The sequence below is a fragment of the Streptomyces sp. NPDC056222 genome (genome assembly GCF_042264065.1).
In the GTDB taxonomy this organism is placed as follows: domain Bacteria; phylum Actinomycetota; class Actinomycetes; order Streptomycetales; family Streptomycetaceae; genus Streptomyces.
Genome location: NZ_JBHJTL010000062.1, coordinates 33,392 through 48,814, shown reverse-complemented (window position 1 = coordinate 48,814; position 15,423 = coordinate 33,392). Strand labels below are relative to the sequence as shown.

Annotated in this window: 13 protein-coding genes; 9 read left to right on the top strand and 4 right to left on the bottom strand. The window is 71.7% G+C overall.

Annotation, left to right across the window (positions count from 1 at the left end):
- From ACFC0D_RS25835 to ACFC0D_RS25815, 5 genes are all read left to right on the top strand, one after another.
- Positions 1-222, top strand: a 222-nt coding sequence (locus ACFC0D_RS25835; protein WP_376440381.1) for a (2Fe-2S)-binding protein, incomplete at its 5' end; no start/stop codon positions are given.
- Between the two features lie 2 nt (positions 223-224).
- A complete protein-coding gene (gene pucD / locus ACFC0D_RS25830; protein WP_376440378.1) occupies positions 225-2,624 on the top strand; it encodes a xanthine dehydrogenase subunit D in 2,400 nt (799 codons plus the stop codon).
- Positions 2,625-2,736: 112 nt separating this feature from the next.
- Entirely contained in the window at positions 2,737-4,899 is a 2,163-nt protein-coding gene (locus ACFC0D_RS25825; RefSeq protein ID WP_376440375.1) for an acyl-CoA dehydrogenase, read from the top strand.
- A 13-nt stretch (positions 4,900-4,912) separates the two neighbouring features.
- Complete coding sequence (locus tag ACFC0D_RS25820) at positions 4,913-6,106, top strand: lipid-transfer protein (RefSeq protein ID WP_376440373.1); 1,194 nt, start codon at positions 4,913-4,915, stop codon at positions 6,104-6,106.
- A gap of 49 nt (positions 6,107-6,155) precedes the next feature.
- The gene (locus ACFC0D_RS25815) at positions 6,156-7,580 is read left to right on the top strand and encodes an MFS transporter (RefSeq protein ID WP_376440371.1); all 1,425 of its coding nucleotides are present in this window, start codon (positions 6,156-6,158) and stop codon (positions 7,578-7,580) included.
- Positions 7,581-7,689: 109 nt separating this feature from the next.
- Here ACFC0D_RS25815 and ACFC0D_RS25810 read toward each other — a convergent pair whose 3' ends face one another.
- Both ACFC0D_RS25810 and ACFC0D_RS25805 read right to left on the bottom strand, forming a co-directional pair.
- A complete protein-coding gene (locus ACFC0D_RS25810) occupies positions 7,690-8,295 on the bottom strand; it encodes a response regulator (RefSeq protein WP_376440368.1) in 606 nt (201 codons plus the stop codon).
- Positions 8,292-9,446 (bottom strand): sensor histidine kinase, encoded by a 1,155-nt coding sequence (locus ACFC0D_RS25805; protein ID WP_376440365.1) that lies wholly within the window; start codon positions 9,444-9,446, stop codon positions 8,292-8,294. The genes ACFC0D_RS25810 and ACFC0D_RS25805 overlap by 4 nt, the downstream gene beginning before the upstream one ends.
- A 341-nt stretch (positions 9,447-9,787) precedes the next feature.
- Between ACFC0D_RS25805 and ACFC0D_RS25800 the strand changes: the two genes are divergently transcribed.
- From ACFC0D_RS25800 to ACFC0D_RS25790, 3 genes are read left to right on the top strand one after another with little or no spacing between them, the layout of a single operon-like run.
- Positions 9,788-10,651, top strand: coding sequence for a MaoC/PaaZ C-terminal domain-containing protein (locus ACFC0D_RS25800; protein WP_376440363.1), 864 nt, complete (start codon positions 9,788-9,790; stop codon positions 10,649-10,651).
- 14 nt (positions 10,652-10,665) lie between these two features.
- The gene (locus tag ACFC0D_RS25795) at positions 10,666-11,742 is read left to right on the top strand and encodes a Zn-dependent alcohol dehydrogenase (protein ID WP_376440360.1); all 1,077 of its coding nucleotides are present in this window, start codon (positions 10,666-10,668) and stop codon (positions 11,740-11,742) included.
- A gap of 14 nt (positions 11,743-11,756) precedes the next feature.
- The gene (locus tag ACFC0D_RS25790; RefSeq protein ID WP_376440357.1) at positions 11,757-12,698 is read left to right on the top strand and encodes a 3-oxoacyl-ACP reductase; all 942 of its coding nucleotides are present in this window, start codon (positions 11,757-11,759) and stop codon (positions 12,696-12,698) included.
- 133 nt (positions 12,699-12,831) lie between these two features.
- Here ACFC0D_RS25790 and ACFC0D_RS25785 read toward each other — a convergent pair whose 3' ends face one another.
- Entirely contained in the window at positions 12,832-12,957 is a 126-nt protein-coding gene (locus ACFC0D_RS25785) for a hypothetical protein (protein WP_376440354.1), read from the bottom strand.
- Positions 12,958-13,004: 47 nt separating this feature from the next.
- The gene (locus tag ACFC0D_RS25780) at positions 13,005-14,120 is read right to left on the bottom strand and encodes a hypothetical protein (protein WP_376440351.1); all 1,116 of its coding nucleotides are present in this window, start codon (positions 14,118-14,120) and stop codon (positions 13,005-13,007) included.
- A 259-nt stretch (positions 14,121-14,379) separates the two neighbouring features.
- Between ACFC0D_RS25780 and ACFC0D_RS25775 the strand changes: the two genes are divergently transcribed.
- Positions 14,380-15,417, top strand: coding sequence for an ABC transporter substrate-binding protein (locus ACFC0D_RS25775; protein ID WP_376440348.1), 1,038 nt, complete (start codon positions 14,380-14,382; stop codon positions 15,415-15,417).
- Positions 15,418-15,423: the final 6 nt, after the last annotated feature.

The following is a 15,423-nucleotide window of genomic DNA, read 5'->3' as shown; positions in this document are numbered from 1 at the left end:
TCGCCGATCCAGCAGGCGTTCATCGACGCCGGCGCCGTCCAGTGCGGCTTCTGCACCCCCGGTCTGCTGGTCGCCGCCGACGAGCTCCTGGAGCGTCAGAGCGACCCGTCCGACCAGGACATCCGCGAGGCCCTCTCCGGCAACCTCTGCCGCTGCACGGGCTACGAGAAGATCCTCGACGCGGTCCGCCTCGCGGCCGCCCGTCAGGGAGAGGCGGTCTGACCATGGCTCAGAACACGCGCACCGCTCCGGCGGGTACGCCGACGAACGTCACCCAGAACCACACCAAGGGCGGCATCGGCGAGTCCACGCTCCGCCCGGACGGCACCCTCAAGGTCACCGGTGAGTTCGCGTACTCCTCGGACATGTGGCACGAGGACATGCTGTGGGGCCAGATCCTGCGCTCCACGGTCGCGCACGCCGAGATCGTCTCCATCGACACCTCCGAGGCCGTGGCCATGTCGGGCGTCTACGCGGTGATGACGTACGACGACCTGCCGGCCGAGATGAAGTACTACGGCATGGAGTTCAAGGACACCCCGGTCCTGGCGCACGGCAAGGTCCGCCACCACGGTGAGCCGGTCGCCCTGGTGGCCGCCGACCACCCGGAGACCGCGCGCCGCGCCGCCGCGAAGATCAGGGTCGAGTACAAGGAGCTGCCGCTCGTCACCGACGAGGCCTCCGCGCTCGCTTCCGACGCCGTGCTCGTGCACGAGAGCCGCGACGACCATCACGCCGGTCACGTCCCGCACCCGAACATCGTGCACCGCCAGCCGATCTTCCGCGGCGACGCGGACGAGGCAGCCAAGAAGGCCGACGTCATCGTCTCCGGCGAGTACACCTTCGGGATGCAGGACCAGGCCTTCCTCGGTCCGGAGTCGGGCCTCGCCGTGCCCGCCGAGGACGGCGGCGTCGACCTGTACTGCGCCACCCAGTGGCTGCACTCGGACCTGTACCAGATCGCTCCGGTCCTCGGTCTGCCCGAGGAGAAGGTGCGGATGACCATGGCCGGTGTGGGCGGTGCGTTCGGTGGTCGCGAGGACATCTCGATGCAGATCCACGCCTGCCTGCTCGCGCTGCGCACCGGCAAGCCCGTCAAGATCGTCTACAACCGGTTCGAGTCCTTCTTCGGCCATGTGCACCGTCACCCGGCGAAGCTCTGGTACGAGCACGGGGCCACCAAGGACGGCAAGATCACGCACATGAAGTGCCGGATCGTGCTCGACGGCGGCGCCTACGCGTCGTCCACGGCCTCGGTCGTCGGCAACGCGGCGTCCCTCTCGGTCGGCCCGTACGTCATCGACGACGTCGAGATCGAGGCGATCGGCCTCTACACGAACAATCCGCCCTGCGGCGCGATGCGCGGCTTCGGCGCCGTCCAGGCGTGCTTCGCGTACGAGGCGCAGATGGACAAGCTCGCCGCGAAGCTGGGCATGGACCCGGTGGAGTTCCGGCAGAAGAACGCGATGGAGCAGGGCACGGTCATGCCGACCGGCCAGGTCGTGGACTCGCCGGCCCCGGTCGCCGAGCTGCTGCGCCGGGTCAAGGCGCGCCCGATGCCGCCGGAGCGCCAGTGGGAGGTGGCCGGTGAGGGCGCGGACGTCCGCGCGTTGCCGGGCGGCCTCTCGAACACGACGCACGGCGAGGGCATCGTCCGCGGCGTCGGCTACGCGGTCGGCGTCAAGAACGTCGGCTTCTCCGAGGGCTTCGACGACTACTCGACCGCCAAGGTGCGTATCGAGGTCGTCAACGGCGAGCCCGTCGCGATGGTCCACACGGCCATGGCGGAGGTCGGCCAGGGCGGTGTCACCATCCACGCGCAGATCGTCCGTACCGAGCTGGGTGTCACGCAGGTGACCATCCACCCGGCCGACACCCAGGTCGGCTCCGCCGGTTCGACGTCCGCGGGCCGCCAGACGTACATGACCGGCGGCGCAATCAAGAACACCTGCGAGCTCGTCCGGGAGAAGGTTCTGGAGATCGGCCGGCGCAAGTTCGGCTCGTACCACCCGGCGTGGGCCACGGCCGAACTGCTGCTGGAGGGCGGCAAGGTCGTCACCGACGGCGGCGAGGTCCTCTCCACCCTCGTGGACGTCCTGGAAGACGAGGCCGTGGAGGTCGAGGAGGAGTGGCGGCACCGCCCCACCGAGGCCTTCGACCTGCGCACCGGCCAGGGCAACGGCCATGTCCAGTACTCGTTCGCCGCGCACCGCGCGGTGGTCGAGGTGGATACCGAACTCGGTCTGGTCAAGGTCGTCGAGCTGGCCGTTGCGCAGGACGTCGGCAAGGCGCTCAACCCGCTCTCCGTCGTCGGCCAGATCCAGGGAGGCACGACCCAGGGTCTGGGTGTCGCGGTGATGGAGGAGATCATCGTGGACCCGAAGACCGCGAAGGTGCGCAACCCCTCCTTCACGGACTACCTGATCCCGACCATCCTCGACACTCCGACCATCCCGGTCGACTACCTCGAGCTGGCCGACCCCAACGCGCCGTACGGAGTGCGTGGCATCGGGGAGGCCCCGACCCTGTCCGCGACACCGGCCGTCCTCGCGGCGATCCGGAACGCGACGGGCCTGGAGCTCAACAAGACGCCGGTCCGCCCCGAGCACCTCACCGGGATCTGACCAGCGCCCTTCTCCGGGCGGGCTCCGGGCGGCGCGGGTCGGTGCGTCGCGCCGCCCATCACTTCGGTATCTGACCTTCCGTCAGAATGGAACGTGTTCTAGTCTGCCGCGCATGGGCATCGGAATCACGCAAGAGCAGCGGGAGTTGGCCCGGTCCGTGCGCGGCTGGCTCGGTAGGGCCGTGCCGCCGGAGGATGTGCGCAAGCTCCTCGACGCGCCGGCGGACAGCGTCACCGGACGCCCCGCCCACTGGGACGGGCTCGCCGCCCAAGGGCTCCTCGGGATCCATCTGCCCGAGGAGTACGGGGGAGGAGGCGGCGATCTCGTCGATCTGGCCGTCGTGCTCGAAGAGGCCGCGAGGGCGCTGCTCCCGGGGCCGTACCTGCCCTCCGTCCTCGCCGGCGAGGTCCTGGCCAGGGCCGGGCAGCGGGAGCTGGCCGCCGCACTCACCGCCGGGGAGCGCATCGGGGCCGTCGCCCTCGCGCCCGGCGGACTGACCGCCGTCGAGACCGAGGGCGGGCTGCTCCTCGACGGGGCCGCGCCGCCCGTCCTCGGCGGCTCCCAGGCCGATGTGCTGATCCTCGCCGTGAGCACCGCGGGCGGCACGGTCTGGGCCGCCGTGGACACCGACACCCTCGCCGTACGCCCGCACCGGAGCGCCGACCCCACGCGCCCCACCGCCGAGGTCACCGCGGCCGGCGCACTCGTGCCCGCGCACCGGATCCTGGACGTCGGCCCCGACCTCGTCACGGATCTCGCGGCCGTGCTGTACGCCGCCGACGCCTGCGGGAACGCCGCCCGGGCGCTGGAGACGGCCGCGGAGTACGCCAAGGTGCGCGAGCAGTTCGGCCGGCCCATCGGGCAGTTCCAGGGGGTCAAGCACCTCTGCGCCGACATGCTCGTACGGGTCGAGCAGGCCCGCGCCCTCACCTGGGACGCGGCCCGGTCCACCGAGGACGCGTCCCGCTCCCTGACCGCCGCGCTCGCCGCCGCCACCGCCCTCGACGCCGCCTACGACTGCGCCAAGGACTGCATCCAGATCCTCGGTGGCATCGGTTTCACCTGGGAGCACGACGCCCATCTCTCCCTGCGCCGGGCCCTCGTCGCACGCCAGCTCCTCGGCCCCGGCGACACCCACCGCGCACACGCCGTCCGGCTCGCCGCCCAGGGCACCCGGCGCGAACTCCGGCTCGAACTGCCGCCCGAGGCCGACGCGTTCCGCGCCGAGGCGCGTGCGGCGATCGCCCCCGCCGCAGGCCTCGACCCGGGCGCCGCCCGCCGCACCCTCGCCGACACCGGCCATGCCGCCCCGCATCTGCCGCCGCCCTACGGCCTGGGCGCGGGACCGCTCCAGCAGCTCGCCGTACAGCGGGAGCTGGACGCGGCCGGCGTCGAGCTCAGCGGGCTCGGGATCGCGACCTGGGTCGTCCCCTCCCTCCTCGCATACGGCACGGCGGAGCAGCGGGAGCGCCACCTGGGTCCGACCCTGCGGGGCGAGCTGCTGTGGTGCCAGCTGTTCTCCGAGCCCGGCGCCGGGTCCGATCTCGCCTCCCTGCGCACCAGGGCGGAACGGACCGAGGACGGGCGCTGGCGGATCAACGGGCAGAAGGTGTGGACGAGCGCCGCCCAGTGGGCCGACCACGGCATCCTGCTCGCCCGAACCGACCCCGACGCCCCCAAACACCGGGGGCTCACGTACTTCCTCGTCGACATGAAGAACACCCCGGGGATCGACATCCGGCCGCTGAAGGAGATCACCGGCGACTCGCTCTTCAACGAGGTGTACTTCGACGACGTCCTGCTGCCGGCCGACGCCGTCGTCGGCGAGGTGAACGACGGCTGGAAGGTCGCCCGCAACACCCTCGGCAACGAACGCGTCCACATGGCCGACCAGGTCGCCTTCGACTCCGGCCTGGAGGCGCTGATCGACCGGGCGGCCGACGCCGACAGCACCGTACGGGTACGGATCGGGGCGCTCGCCGCCGAGGCGCACGCGCTCGCCTGCATCGGGTTGCGGACCACGATGCTCCAGGTCTCCGGGCTGGAACCGGGCGCGGGAGCATCCGTCCGCAAGCTCGTCCAGACCGTCCACCAGCAGAAGGTCGCCGAGCTCACGCTCGAACTGCTCGGCCCCGAGGGAGCGGTACGGGAGGGCGTGGGGGAGCGGGCCGTCCACGGCCTGTTGATGTCCCGCTGCCTGACCATCGCGGGCGGCACCACGCAGGTCCAGCTCAATGTCGTCGCCGAGCGCCTGCTCGGCCTGCCGAGAGACTGAGGGGGAACCGGAGATGGGGAAGGCGTACATCGTCGGCGTCGGGATGACGAAGTTCGAGAAGCCCGAGACGCGCGACTGGCAGTACTGGGACATGGCGCGCGAGGCGGGGACGGCGGCGCTCGCCGACGCCGGGATCTCGTACGCGCAGGTGGAGCAGGTGCCCGTCGGCTACTGCTTCCAGGCGTCGACGGCCGGGCAGCGCGCCGCGTACGAACTCGGCCTGACCGGCGTCCCCGTCTACAACGTCAACAACAACTGCGCGACGGCGTCCACGGCGCTGATGATGGCCCGGCAGTTCGTGGAGGGCGGGATCTCCGACTGCGTCCTCGCCCTCGGCTTCGAGAAGATGGCGCGGGGGGCGCTGGGCGGGGGATCCGACGGAGGAGACTTCAAGACCTCGCCGGTCGCCCGGCACTACGGGATCATGGCAGCCGCCCACGGCTTCGAGGTGTCCCCGCCGACCGCGCAGATCTTCGGGAACGCGGCCCGGGAACACATGGAGCGGTACGGGACGACGGAGGTCCAGCTCGCCGCCGTCGGAGCCAAGAACCACCGGCACTCGGCGAACAACCCCAACGCCCAGTTCCAGGACGTGTACTCGGTCGACGAGATCCTCGCGGCGAAGACGATCCACCGGCCGCTGACCAAGCTGCAGTGCTCGCCGACCTCGGACGGCTCCGCGGCGGCGGTCGTGGTCTCGGAGCGGTTCGTCGTCGAGCACGGGCTGCACGACAAGGCCGTCGAGATCGCGGCGCAGGCCATGACGACCGACACCGGGGAATCCTTCGACTCGGGATCGTGCATCGACGCGGTGGGCCGGCCGATGTCCCGCGCCGCCGCCCGGCAGGTGTACGAGCGCTCCGGCCTCGGCATCGAGGACGTGGACGTGGTGGAACTGCACGACTGCTTCTCCATCAACGAGCTCCTGACCTACGAGGCCCTCGGCATGTGCGAGGAGGGCGCGTCCGGCAAGCTCGTCGAGTCGGGCGCGACGACGTACGGCGGGCGGTGGGTGGTGAACCCCTCGGGCGGGCTGATCTCGAAGGGCCACCCGCTGGGTGCCACCGGTCTGGCCCAGGCCGCCGAACTGGTCTGGCAGCTGCGGGGCGAGGCCGGCGCCCGTCAGGTCGAGGGCGCCCGCGTCGGCCTCGCGCACAACATCGGGCTCGGCGGCGCGGCGGTGGTGACCATGCTCCGGAGGTCGTAGGACCGAATCCCGATGTACGGGGCACGGGCCGTCTGCGACCATCACAGGCATGGTCCGCACCGAGTCAGTCACCGAGCAGCCCGCCTCCCTACGCCCCGCCCCGCGCACCTGGCTCGTGGTACTCGCCGCGTGCGCGGGCCAGTTCCTGGTGGTGCTCGACGTGTCGGTGGTGAACGTCGCGCTCCCGTCGATGCGGACCGACCTCGGCCTCTCGGCCACCGGACTGCAGTGGGTCCTCAGCGCCTACTCCATCGCCTTCGCCGGATTCATGCTGCTCGGCGGCAGGGCGGCCGATCTCTTCGGCCGGAAGCGGATGTTCCTGCTCGGTCTCGGGCTCTTCACCGCCGCCTCCGTCGCCGGCGGGCTCGCGCAGGAGGGCTGGCAACTGATCGCGGCCCGTGCGGCCCAAGGTCTCGGCGCCGCGGTGCTCGCGCCGGCGACGCTCACCATCGTCACCGCCGCCGTACCGGTCGGGCCCGCGCGCACCCGGGCCATCGGCACCTGGACGGCGGTCGGCGCGGCCGGTGGCGCGGCGGGCGGGTTCGTCGGCGGTGTGCTGGTGGACCTGCTCTCCTGGCGCTGGGTGCTCCTGATCAACGTCCCGGTCGGCGTCCTGGTCCTGGTGGGCGCCATGCTGTGGCTGAGCGAGAGCAGGACCGGGGGCGGCCGACGGCTGGACCTGCCGGGCGCCGTCCTCGTCACCGCAGGCCTCGCCGCCGTCGCGTACGGCATCGTGCAGACGGAGGAAGTCGGCTGGGGCGATCCGGCCACGCTGCTGCCGCTGTCCGGTGGCCTGGTGCTGCTCGGGGTCTTCGTCGCCGTCGAGGCGCGCACGGCAGCCCCGTTGATGCCGCTGAAGGTGTTCCGCTCGCGCGCCGTCGCGGCCGCCAACGTGGCGATCCTGGTGTGCGGTTCGACCTCCTTCGCCATGTGGTTCTTCATGACGGTGTACGCGCAGAACGTCCTCGGCTACACCCCGCTCCAGGCCGGTCTCGCCCTGGTGCCCAGCTCGGTCAGCGTCATCGTCGGCTCCAAGCTGGCCCCGCGTCTGATGCCGGCGGCAGGCGCCCGCAATCTCGCCGTCATCGGCGCGCTCGTCGCCGCGACCGGCTTCGGCTGGCAGTCGACGATGACCGCCGACGACACCTTCCTCACCGTCATCCTGGGCCCCGGCATCCTGATGATGCTCGGCATGGGCCTGCTCACCACCCCCCTCGCCACGCTCGCCACCTCGAGCGCCGCCCCCGGTGACGCGGGTCTCGTCTCCGGCCTCGTCAACACCTCCCGCACGATGGGCGGCGCGCTGGGCCTGGCCGTCCTCTCCACCGTCGCGGTGGCACGGACCGGCGGCGCCACGACCCCCGAGGCGCTGACCGAGGGCTACGCCCTGGCCTTCCGTACGGCGACGGGCGTGCTGGTCGCCGCGGCGGCCCTCATGCTGATCTGGCTGCCGCGGCCGGAGCCCAGGGCCTGACGACTCGGAGCCCGACCGCTGAGGAACCGACGGCTCAGGAAGCGATCGCCCAGGAGCCGACCGCCCAGGAGCCGATCGCCCAGGAGTCGACCGCCCAGGAACCGACGGCTCAGAGCCAGCCCTGCTGCCGGGCCGCCCGTACCGCCTCCATACGGTTGCGGGTGCCGGTCTTGCCGATCGCGGACGAGAGGTAGTTCCGGACGGTCGACTCGGACAGATGCAGCGTCGTGGCGATGTCGGCGATCGTCGCACCGTCCACGGACGCGCCCAGAGCGTCCCGTTCGCGTGTGGTCAGTGGATTCGGGCCCGCGCTCAGAGCGGCTGCGGCGAGCGCCGGGTCGATGACCGTCTCACCCCGCAGGACCTGGCGGATCGCCACCGCCAGCTCCTCCACCGGCCCGTCCTTCACCAGAAAGCCGGCCGCCCCGGCCTCCATCGCCCGGCGCAGATAGCCGGGGCGCCCGAAGGTCGTGAGGATGAGGACCCGGCAGTCGGGCACCTCGTCACGGAGATCGGCGGCGGCGTCGAGGCCGGAACGGCCCGGAAGTTCGATGTCGAGGAGAGCCACCTCTGGCCGGCTGTTCAGTGCCGCGTCGACGATCTCGTCACCCCGCCCCACCTGGGCGACGACTTCGATGTCGGGCTCCATCCCGAGCAACAGCGCCAGCGCGCCCCGCATCATCCCTTGGTCCTCGGCGAGCAGAACTCTGATCATCCCGTGGTCTCCCACTCCTGCGACGCCTGGGTCTCCACGGGGAGTTCCGCGGTGACCCGGAACCCTCCGCGCGGGGCGGGTCCCGAGTCAAGCGTGCCGCCCGCGGCCGCGACCCGCTCGCGCAGGCCCTTCAGACCGCTGCCCGCGGTGGCGGCGTCACCACCGCGGCCGTTGTCGGTGACGGTCAGCCGGACCCGTTCCGGGGTACCACCGACCTTGATCTCGCAGCGGGTCGCCCCGCTGTGCCGGAGGGTGTTCGTGGCCGACTCCCGTACGACCCAGCTCAGCAGCGCCTCCGTCCGGGGCTCCAGGGGAGGGCCGGACTGGCGGACCACCGGCTCTATCCCACCCGAGGACAGGGCGTCGCGGGCCCGGTCCAGCTCGGTGGCCAGGCTGCCCTCGCGGTAGCCCGTGACGGCCTCCCGGATCTCCGTGAGGGCCTGACGGCCGACGGACTCGATGTCGGCGACCTGCGCGAGCGCGGCGTCGATGTCGTGCGGGGCGAGCCGGCGGGCGGCCTCCGACTTCACGACGACGACCGACAGGGTGTGCCCGAGCAGGTCGTGCAGATCCCGGGAGAACCGCAGCCGTTCCTTCTCGACGGCCGTCCGGGCCAGCTCCTCCCGGGTCGCCCGCAGCTGCCGGACCGTCTCGTCCAGGGCGAGGATCGCCGCCGTCACCATGACCGAGATGAACGTGCCGTACACCACGCCGAAGGAGTTCCAGCCGTCCCGCCAGAACGTCACCACCCCGACCGCCAGGACCAGCGGGACGGTGATCCTCCCCAGCCGCTTCCTCCGTCGCACCACCGCCCCCACCGCGAGTCCCAGGAGGGGGAAGAGGAGCAGCCACTCCCTTCCGTAGCCGATGGCCAGCGCGAAGGTGAGTGCGGCAAGGGCGGTGAGAAGTCCCCAGGTGAGCGGGGTCTCCCGGTGGCACGGGGAGAAGGCCCTGACCACGATCGCGATGTAGAGCGTGTTGAAGGTGAACAGACCGAGACCGCCGATCACCGGGTTCGGCGCGTCACCCTGAATGAGGTGGGAGAGCGCGCCCATTCCCATCAGCAGCCACGGCAGCAGGCTGAGCCCGTTCGGTCCCCGATCCGACCGTGCTCGTGCCGTCACGGTCCACCGCCGCCGGATGTCCCCCATGTCCACTCCCTAACACCGTCGCGGGATCGTTCGTCATGTCATCGAAGCTACGGACCCGGGCCCGTCCGGCGGCAGGAGCGAATGTACGGACCTCATGGGGACAAATGTCCTGCCCCTCGCGTCGGAGCGGTAGCTGACGTACCGTCAGCCATGAGTGTCAGGGGGTTCTCAACTCACCCCCGCTCGGCTATACATGAGGATCTACCGACCTAGAACGCGTTCTAGAACGGGCGTGTACGGGGCGGTCCCGCACGGCCTCGGTGCGGCCGACGGTGCGGACGGTCGCACCGAGGTCTTCCCTCTTCACGGATCCTCCGGGATCTCCAAGGAGCAGCATCCCGATGCCCATTGACGCCGCCAAGGCCGTGGCCGCCGAGCCCCGCAGCGCCGAGATCGCCTGGGACCACAAGGACATCCAGCTCTACCACCTCGGACTCGGTGCCGGCGTCCCCGCCACGGACCCCGACGGGCTCCGCTACACCCTCGAGTCCCGGCTGCACGTCCTGCCCAGCTTCGCCACCGTCGCCGGCGCCGGCATGGGAGTCGTCGGCGGGCTCTCCGCGCCCGGCATCGACATCAACCTCGCCGCGGTCCTGCATGGCGGCCAGACGATCACCCTCCACCGGCCCATCCCCGTCAAGGGCAGGGCCGTCACCACCTCGCGCGTCGCCGCCGTTCACGACAAGGGCAAGGCCGCCGTCCTCGTCCTGCGCTCCGAGGTCGCCGACGACGACGGCCCGCTCTGGACCAGCGACGCCCAGATCTTCGTACGGGGAGAGGGCGGCTGGGGCGGCGACCGAGGGCCCTCCGAGCGCCTCGAACTCCCCGGCCGCGAGCCCGACAAGACCGTCGAGCGGGCCATCCGCCCGGACCAGGCCCTGCTCTACCGGCTCTCCGGCGACTGGAACCCGCTCCACGCCGACCCCGAGTTCGCCGAGCTCGCCGGCTTCGACCGGCCGATCCTCCACGGACTCTGCACGTACGGCATGACCCTCAAGGCGGTGGTGGACACGGTGCTCGGCGGAGACGTCGCCCGTGTCCGGTCCTACCGCACCCGTTTCGCCGGGATCGTCTTCCCCGGCGAGACCCTGCGTATCAGGATCTGGCAGGACTCTCCCGAGCCCGGCCGCGTCCAGGTGTCGGTCACCGCGGTCGAGCGCGACGACGCTCCGGTGCTCGCCGACACCCTCGTCGAGTATTCGTGATTGGAGCCCGCACCATGCGCGCAGCCGTACTGCACGAGATCGGCCAGGACAAACTGGAGGTCCTCGACGACGTCGAGGCGGTGGGCTTCGGCCCCGGCAAGGTGAGGATCCGGGTCAGGGCGACCGGACTGTGCCACTCCGACGTCTCCGCCATGAGCGGCGTGCTCCCGCAGCCCGCGCCGTTCATCCCCGGCCACGAGGGCGCGGGCGAGATCCTCGACGTCGGCGACGGCGTCACCGGGCTGAGCGAAGGGCAGCGGGTGCTGCTGTGCTGGCTGCCCGCCTGTGGGGTCTGTCCTGCCTGCAAGCGCGGCCAGACGCAGCTGTGTCTGGCCGGATTCATGAACGCCGGCACCCCCAACTTCCGCAGGCCCGGAGGGGAGGTCTTCGGATTCGCGGGGACCGGCACGTTCACCGAGGAGGTCGTCGTCGACGCCGGCTGCGCCGTGCCGATCCCCGACGACGTGCCCTTCGACATCGCCGCCCTCATCGGCTGCGGCGTCACCACCGGGCTCGGCGCGGCCATCAACACGGCGCGGGTGCAGGCCGGTTCCTCGGTCGCCGTCATCGGCTGCGGGGGCGTCGGCATCTCGGCGATCCAGGGGGCCAAGCTCCAGGGGGCCGCCCAGATCGTCGCCGTCGACCCGGTCGAGTCCCGGCGCGAGGCGGCCCTGCGCTTCGGCGCGACGGAGGCCGTCGCGCCCGACGCGCTCGCCGACGCCAAGCAGCGGATCACCGCGGGCGAGGGCTTCGACTACGTCTTCGAGGTCGTCGGCAAGTCCGCCACCGCCCGCACCGCGTACGAGACGACCCGGCGCGGCGGCACGCTCTGCGTGGTCGGCGCGGGCGCGCTCGACGACTTCCTGCAGCTCAACATGTTCGAGCTGTTCTTCGACGAGAAGAAGATCCTGCCGTCGATGTACGGGGGCGGTGACGTGCTGCACTCGTACGAGCGGGCCATCGCGCTCTGGCGGGCGGGCCGGATCGACCTGGAGTCCCTGATCACCCACCGGGTCCCGCTCTCCGGGATCAACGAGGCGATCGAGCAGATGCGTACGGGTGTCGCGCTGCGTACCTGCATCGAGATCTGAGAGGACCACGACACATGTCACTCCCCCTTGAGGGTCTGTCCGCGATCGTCACGGGCGCCGGCCGGGGTCTCGGCCGGGCCGAGGCGCTGGAACTCGCCCGGCTGGGCGCGTCCGTCGTCGTCAACGACTACGGGCAGGCGGGGCGGGACGGCTCCGGCGCGGCGTCGGCCGCGCCCGCCGAGGAGGTCGCGGCGGAGATCCGCGCGGCGGGCGGCCGGGCGGTGGCGCACCTGGGCGACGTCGCCGACTTCGAGACCGCGCGGGGCCTTGTCGACCTGGCGGTCGGCGAGTTCGGCAAGCTGGACGTCCTGGTCAACAACGCGGGCATTCTGCGGGACCGGATGGTCTTCTCGATGAGCGAGGAGGAGTGGGACTCGGTGATCCGGGTCCACCTCAAGGGGCACTTCAACACCACGCACTTCGCGGCGGTGCACTGGCGCGGGAGGGCGAAGGCGGGGGAGTCCGGGGTGTACGGCCGGATCGTCAACACCTCGTCCGAGGCCTTCCTCGCGGGCTCCGCCGGGCAGCCGAACTACGCGGCGGCCAAGGGCGGGATCGTGGGTCTCACGACGTCGACGGCGTTGGCGCTGGCCAAGTACGGCGTCACGGCGAACGCGATCTGCCCGCGGGCGCGCACCCGTATGACGGAGGACGTCTTCGCGGGCTTCGCGGAGCCGGCGGCGGGGGAGCTGGACGCGCTGGCACCGGAGCATGTGGCCCCGCTGGTCGGCTATCTGGCCTCGCCGGCGGCGGCGTCGGTCAACGGCCAGCTGCTGGTGGTCCACGGCGGGATGGTCGCGATCGTGGACCGCCCGAGGGTGTCGGCCAAGTTCGACACGTCGAAGGACGCCTTCACGTACGAGGAGCTGGACGGACTGCTGTCCCCGCACTACGCGGGCCGCCCGCCGGGCGAGACGTTCGCGGCGGCGGAGGTCCTGGGTCTGAAGAAGGGCTGACCGGCGGCCTCGTGCCGTCGAGCGTTTCGGGAACGGGAACGGCCCCGGGGATGCCCCGGGGCCGTTCGTGTCTGCCGTGGCGGCGGCGGGGCCGGACGGGGAGGTCGTCCCCGAAGCGGGCGCCGTGCCGTCGCTACTGGTCGGCGTCGCGGCGGTGGCGGCCGTGGGGGGAGGAGGTGGAATCCTCCGACGGCGCCGCCTCGCCGCGATGCTTTCCGGAGCCGTTCGGCTCCGTCCCGTCCGTACGTGCTTCCGACATGGTGGAACTCACCCCGTAGTGATTGCTGTTGTCGTGCGGGCGTGAGTCTAGTCAGCGGCTTTGCGGTCGGCGAGCGGTGCCTGCTGGAGCGGGACCGGGCGGCAGACCCGCGGCTCCACGGTGACCTCGACCCGTGCCGGTTCCGGGTCGGGCGGGACCTCCAGGCCGGCGAGTCCGCAGGGCGCCTCCTCCGTCGCGTACGGAAGCCGCAGCACGCCCTCCGCGGTCCAGAGCCCCGACCCGGCCAGCCACCCCGCCGGGACCGCCAGCTGGTGCATCCGGCGATCCGACGGGCGCCACATTCCGACCCAGCTTCCCGCCGCCGCGTCGATCCGCAGCGCGACCGAGCAGGTCTCCGGCAGCAGCACCTGCCCCGGCTGCACCGCGAACGGGGTGACCGCCGCGTCGTCCAGCCGCAGGCACTCGGGGAAACGAATCGGCAGCAGACTGCCGAGGACGCCCCACCCCAGTCGCTCGTGCCCCGGTGACGGAGCGTCCGAGCGGATCAGCAGCAGCCCGCTGTCCGGGTCGGCCATCAGCAGCCGGTCGTCGCTCTCCTCGGTGAGCTGGAGCAGCGGCGTCGCCTCCCCGCTCCGCTCCAGGTCGACCGCCACCGCCTTGACCGGGCCGTCGCCCAGCCGCCGGTCGAGGGCGAGCATCCGTCCCGTACGGTCGAGCCAGACCCCGCCCGTGCAGCGGCCCTTGACCTCGGCGACCTGCTCGGGTCCGAACGCCCCGCCCGCCACCAGCCAGATCGTGGTGGTGTCCGCCCCGACGCACATCGCGTACGCGCAGATGCCGTCGGGCGAGGGCGGCAGCAGGGTGAGGTCCGCGGACTCGACGGACCCCAGGGACAGTTCTCCCGTCCCCGGTCCCGTCGGGTACAGCAGCGAGAACGTGTGGCGGTCGCCGTCCACCCGGCGTCCGGTCAGCACCCGTCCGTCCGCCAGGGGCAGAAGCTGCGTGTGGCGCTCCTCGGGCTGGTCGAGCGGAAGGGGCACGGCGTACGGCTCCGGCCCGTCCAGCGTCCAGCGCTCCGCGTACAGGGCGTCGCCGGTACCGGCGAGCCGTGCCGCGTACGCCCCGTTCGCCGTGATCGTGAACCGCGAGGGCCACACGGCGCCGCCGCCCCCCGCCGCCGTCTCGATGGCACAGACTGTCATCGTCTCGTCACCTCCGGCCACCGAAGCTAGTTTTCGCACTTCCTGCCGAACAACACGAGCCCGGTCACTTCACACATAAGGGTGGCCGTGAATCGATTCTGCTGAGGGGAGGGGGGTGGCTGTGCTGGCGAGAGCGGTGGGGCTTAAGGTAAGGCGACCCTAAGTGGAGTCTGGGACTCCGGGCGCGAGGCCGGGTAGGGGACCCGTTCCGTGACCGATCCCTAGCCGCCGTCCTCGTACCCGTACAGGAGAACCCCTCATGTCACTCCGCCGCCGCGGCACCGCCGCAGCCGTCGCCCTCGCCGCCGCGCTCTCCCTCGCGGCATGCGGAAGCGGCGACGGCGCACCGGGCGCCACCTCGGAAAAGAAGGAAGGCGCCGCCAAGAAGGACGTCGCCACGGGCGGCAAGGACTTCGGTGACGCGGCGGCCAAGACAGCGGCCATGGGTACGGACGCCAAGGCCGGCCAGTTCCCCCGCACCCTCACCCACGCGCTCGGCACGACCGAGATCAAGTCCGCCCCCAAGCGGGTCGTCGTCCTCGACGTCGGCGAACTCGACAACGTCGTCTCGCTCGGAATCCAGCCGGTCGGCTACGCCCCCGCCGAGGGAGACGATGGCATCCCCACGTATCTGAAGAAGGACGCCGGCAGCCCCAAGTCCGTCGGCACCATCAACAACCTCAACCTCGAGGCGATCGCCAACCTGGAGCCCGATCTGATCCTCGGCAGCCAGCTGCGCGCCGCGGACAAGTACGACGAGCTCTCGAAGATCGCGCCCACCGTCTTCTCCATCCGCCCCGGCTTCACCTGGAAGGAGAACTACCTCCTCAACGCCGCGGCCCTGGACAGGACCGCCGACGCCAGGACGAAGCTCGCCGCCTACGAGACCAAGGCGAAGCAGCTGGGCGCGGACATCGGCCCGAACAAGCCGACCATCTCCATGGTCCGCTACCTCCCGGGCAAGATCCGCCTCTACGCCAAGGCGTCCTTCATCGGCACGATCCTCGAGGACACGGGCCTGCCCCGGCCCAAGAACCAGCAGATCGACGACCTCGCCGCCGAGATCAGCCCCGAGAAGATCGACCAGGCCGACGCCGACTGGATCTTCACCGGCGTCTACGGCGACCCGAAGGCCACCAAGCGCGACACCGCCCAGGCCAACCCGCTGTGGAAGAACCTCACGGCGGTCAAGGCCGACCGGGCCAAGGACGTCCCGGACGAGACCTGGTACCTCGGCCTCGGCGTGACGGCGGCCGACAGCGTCCTCGACGACCTGCGCGCCGACCTCGTGAAGTAGGCGGCG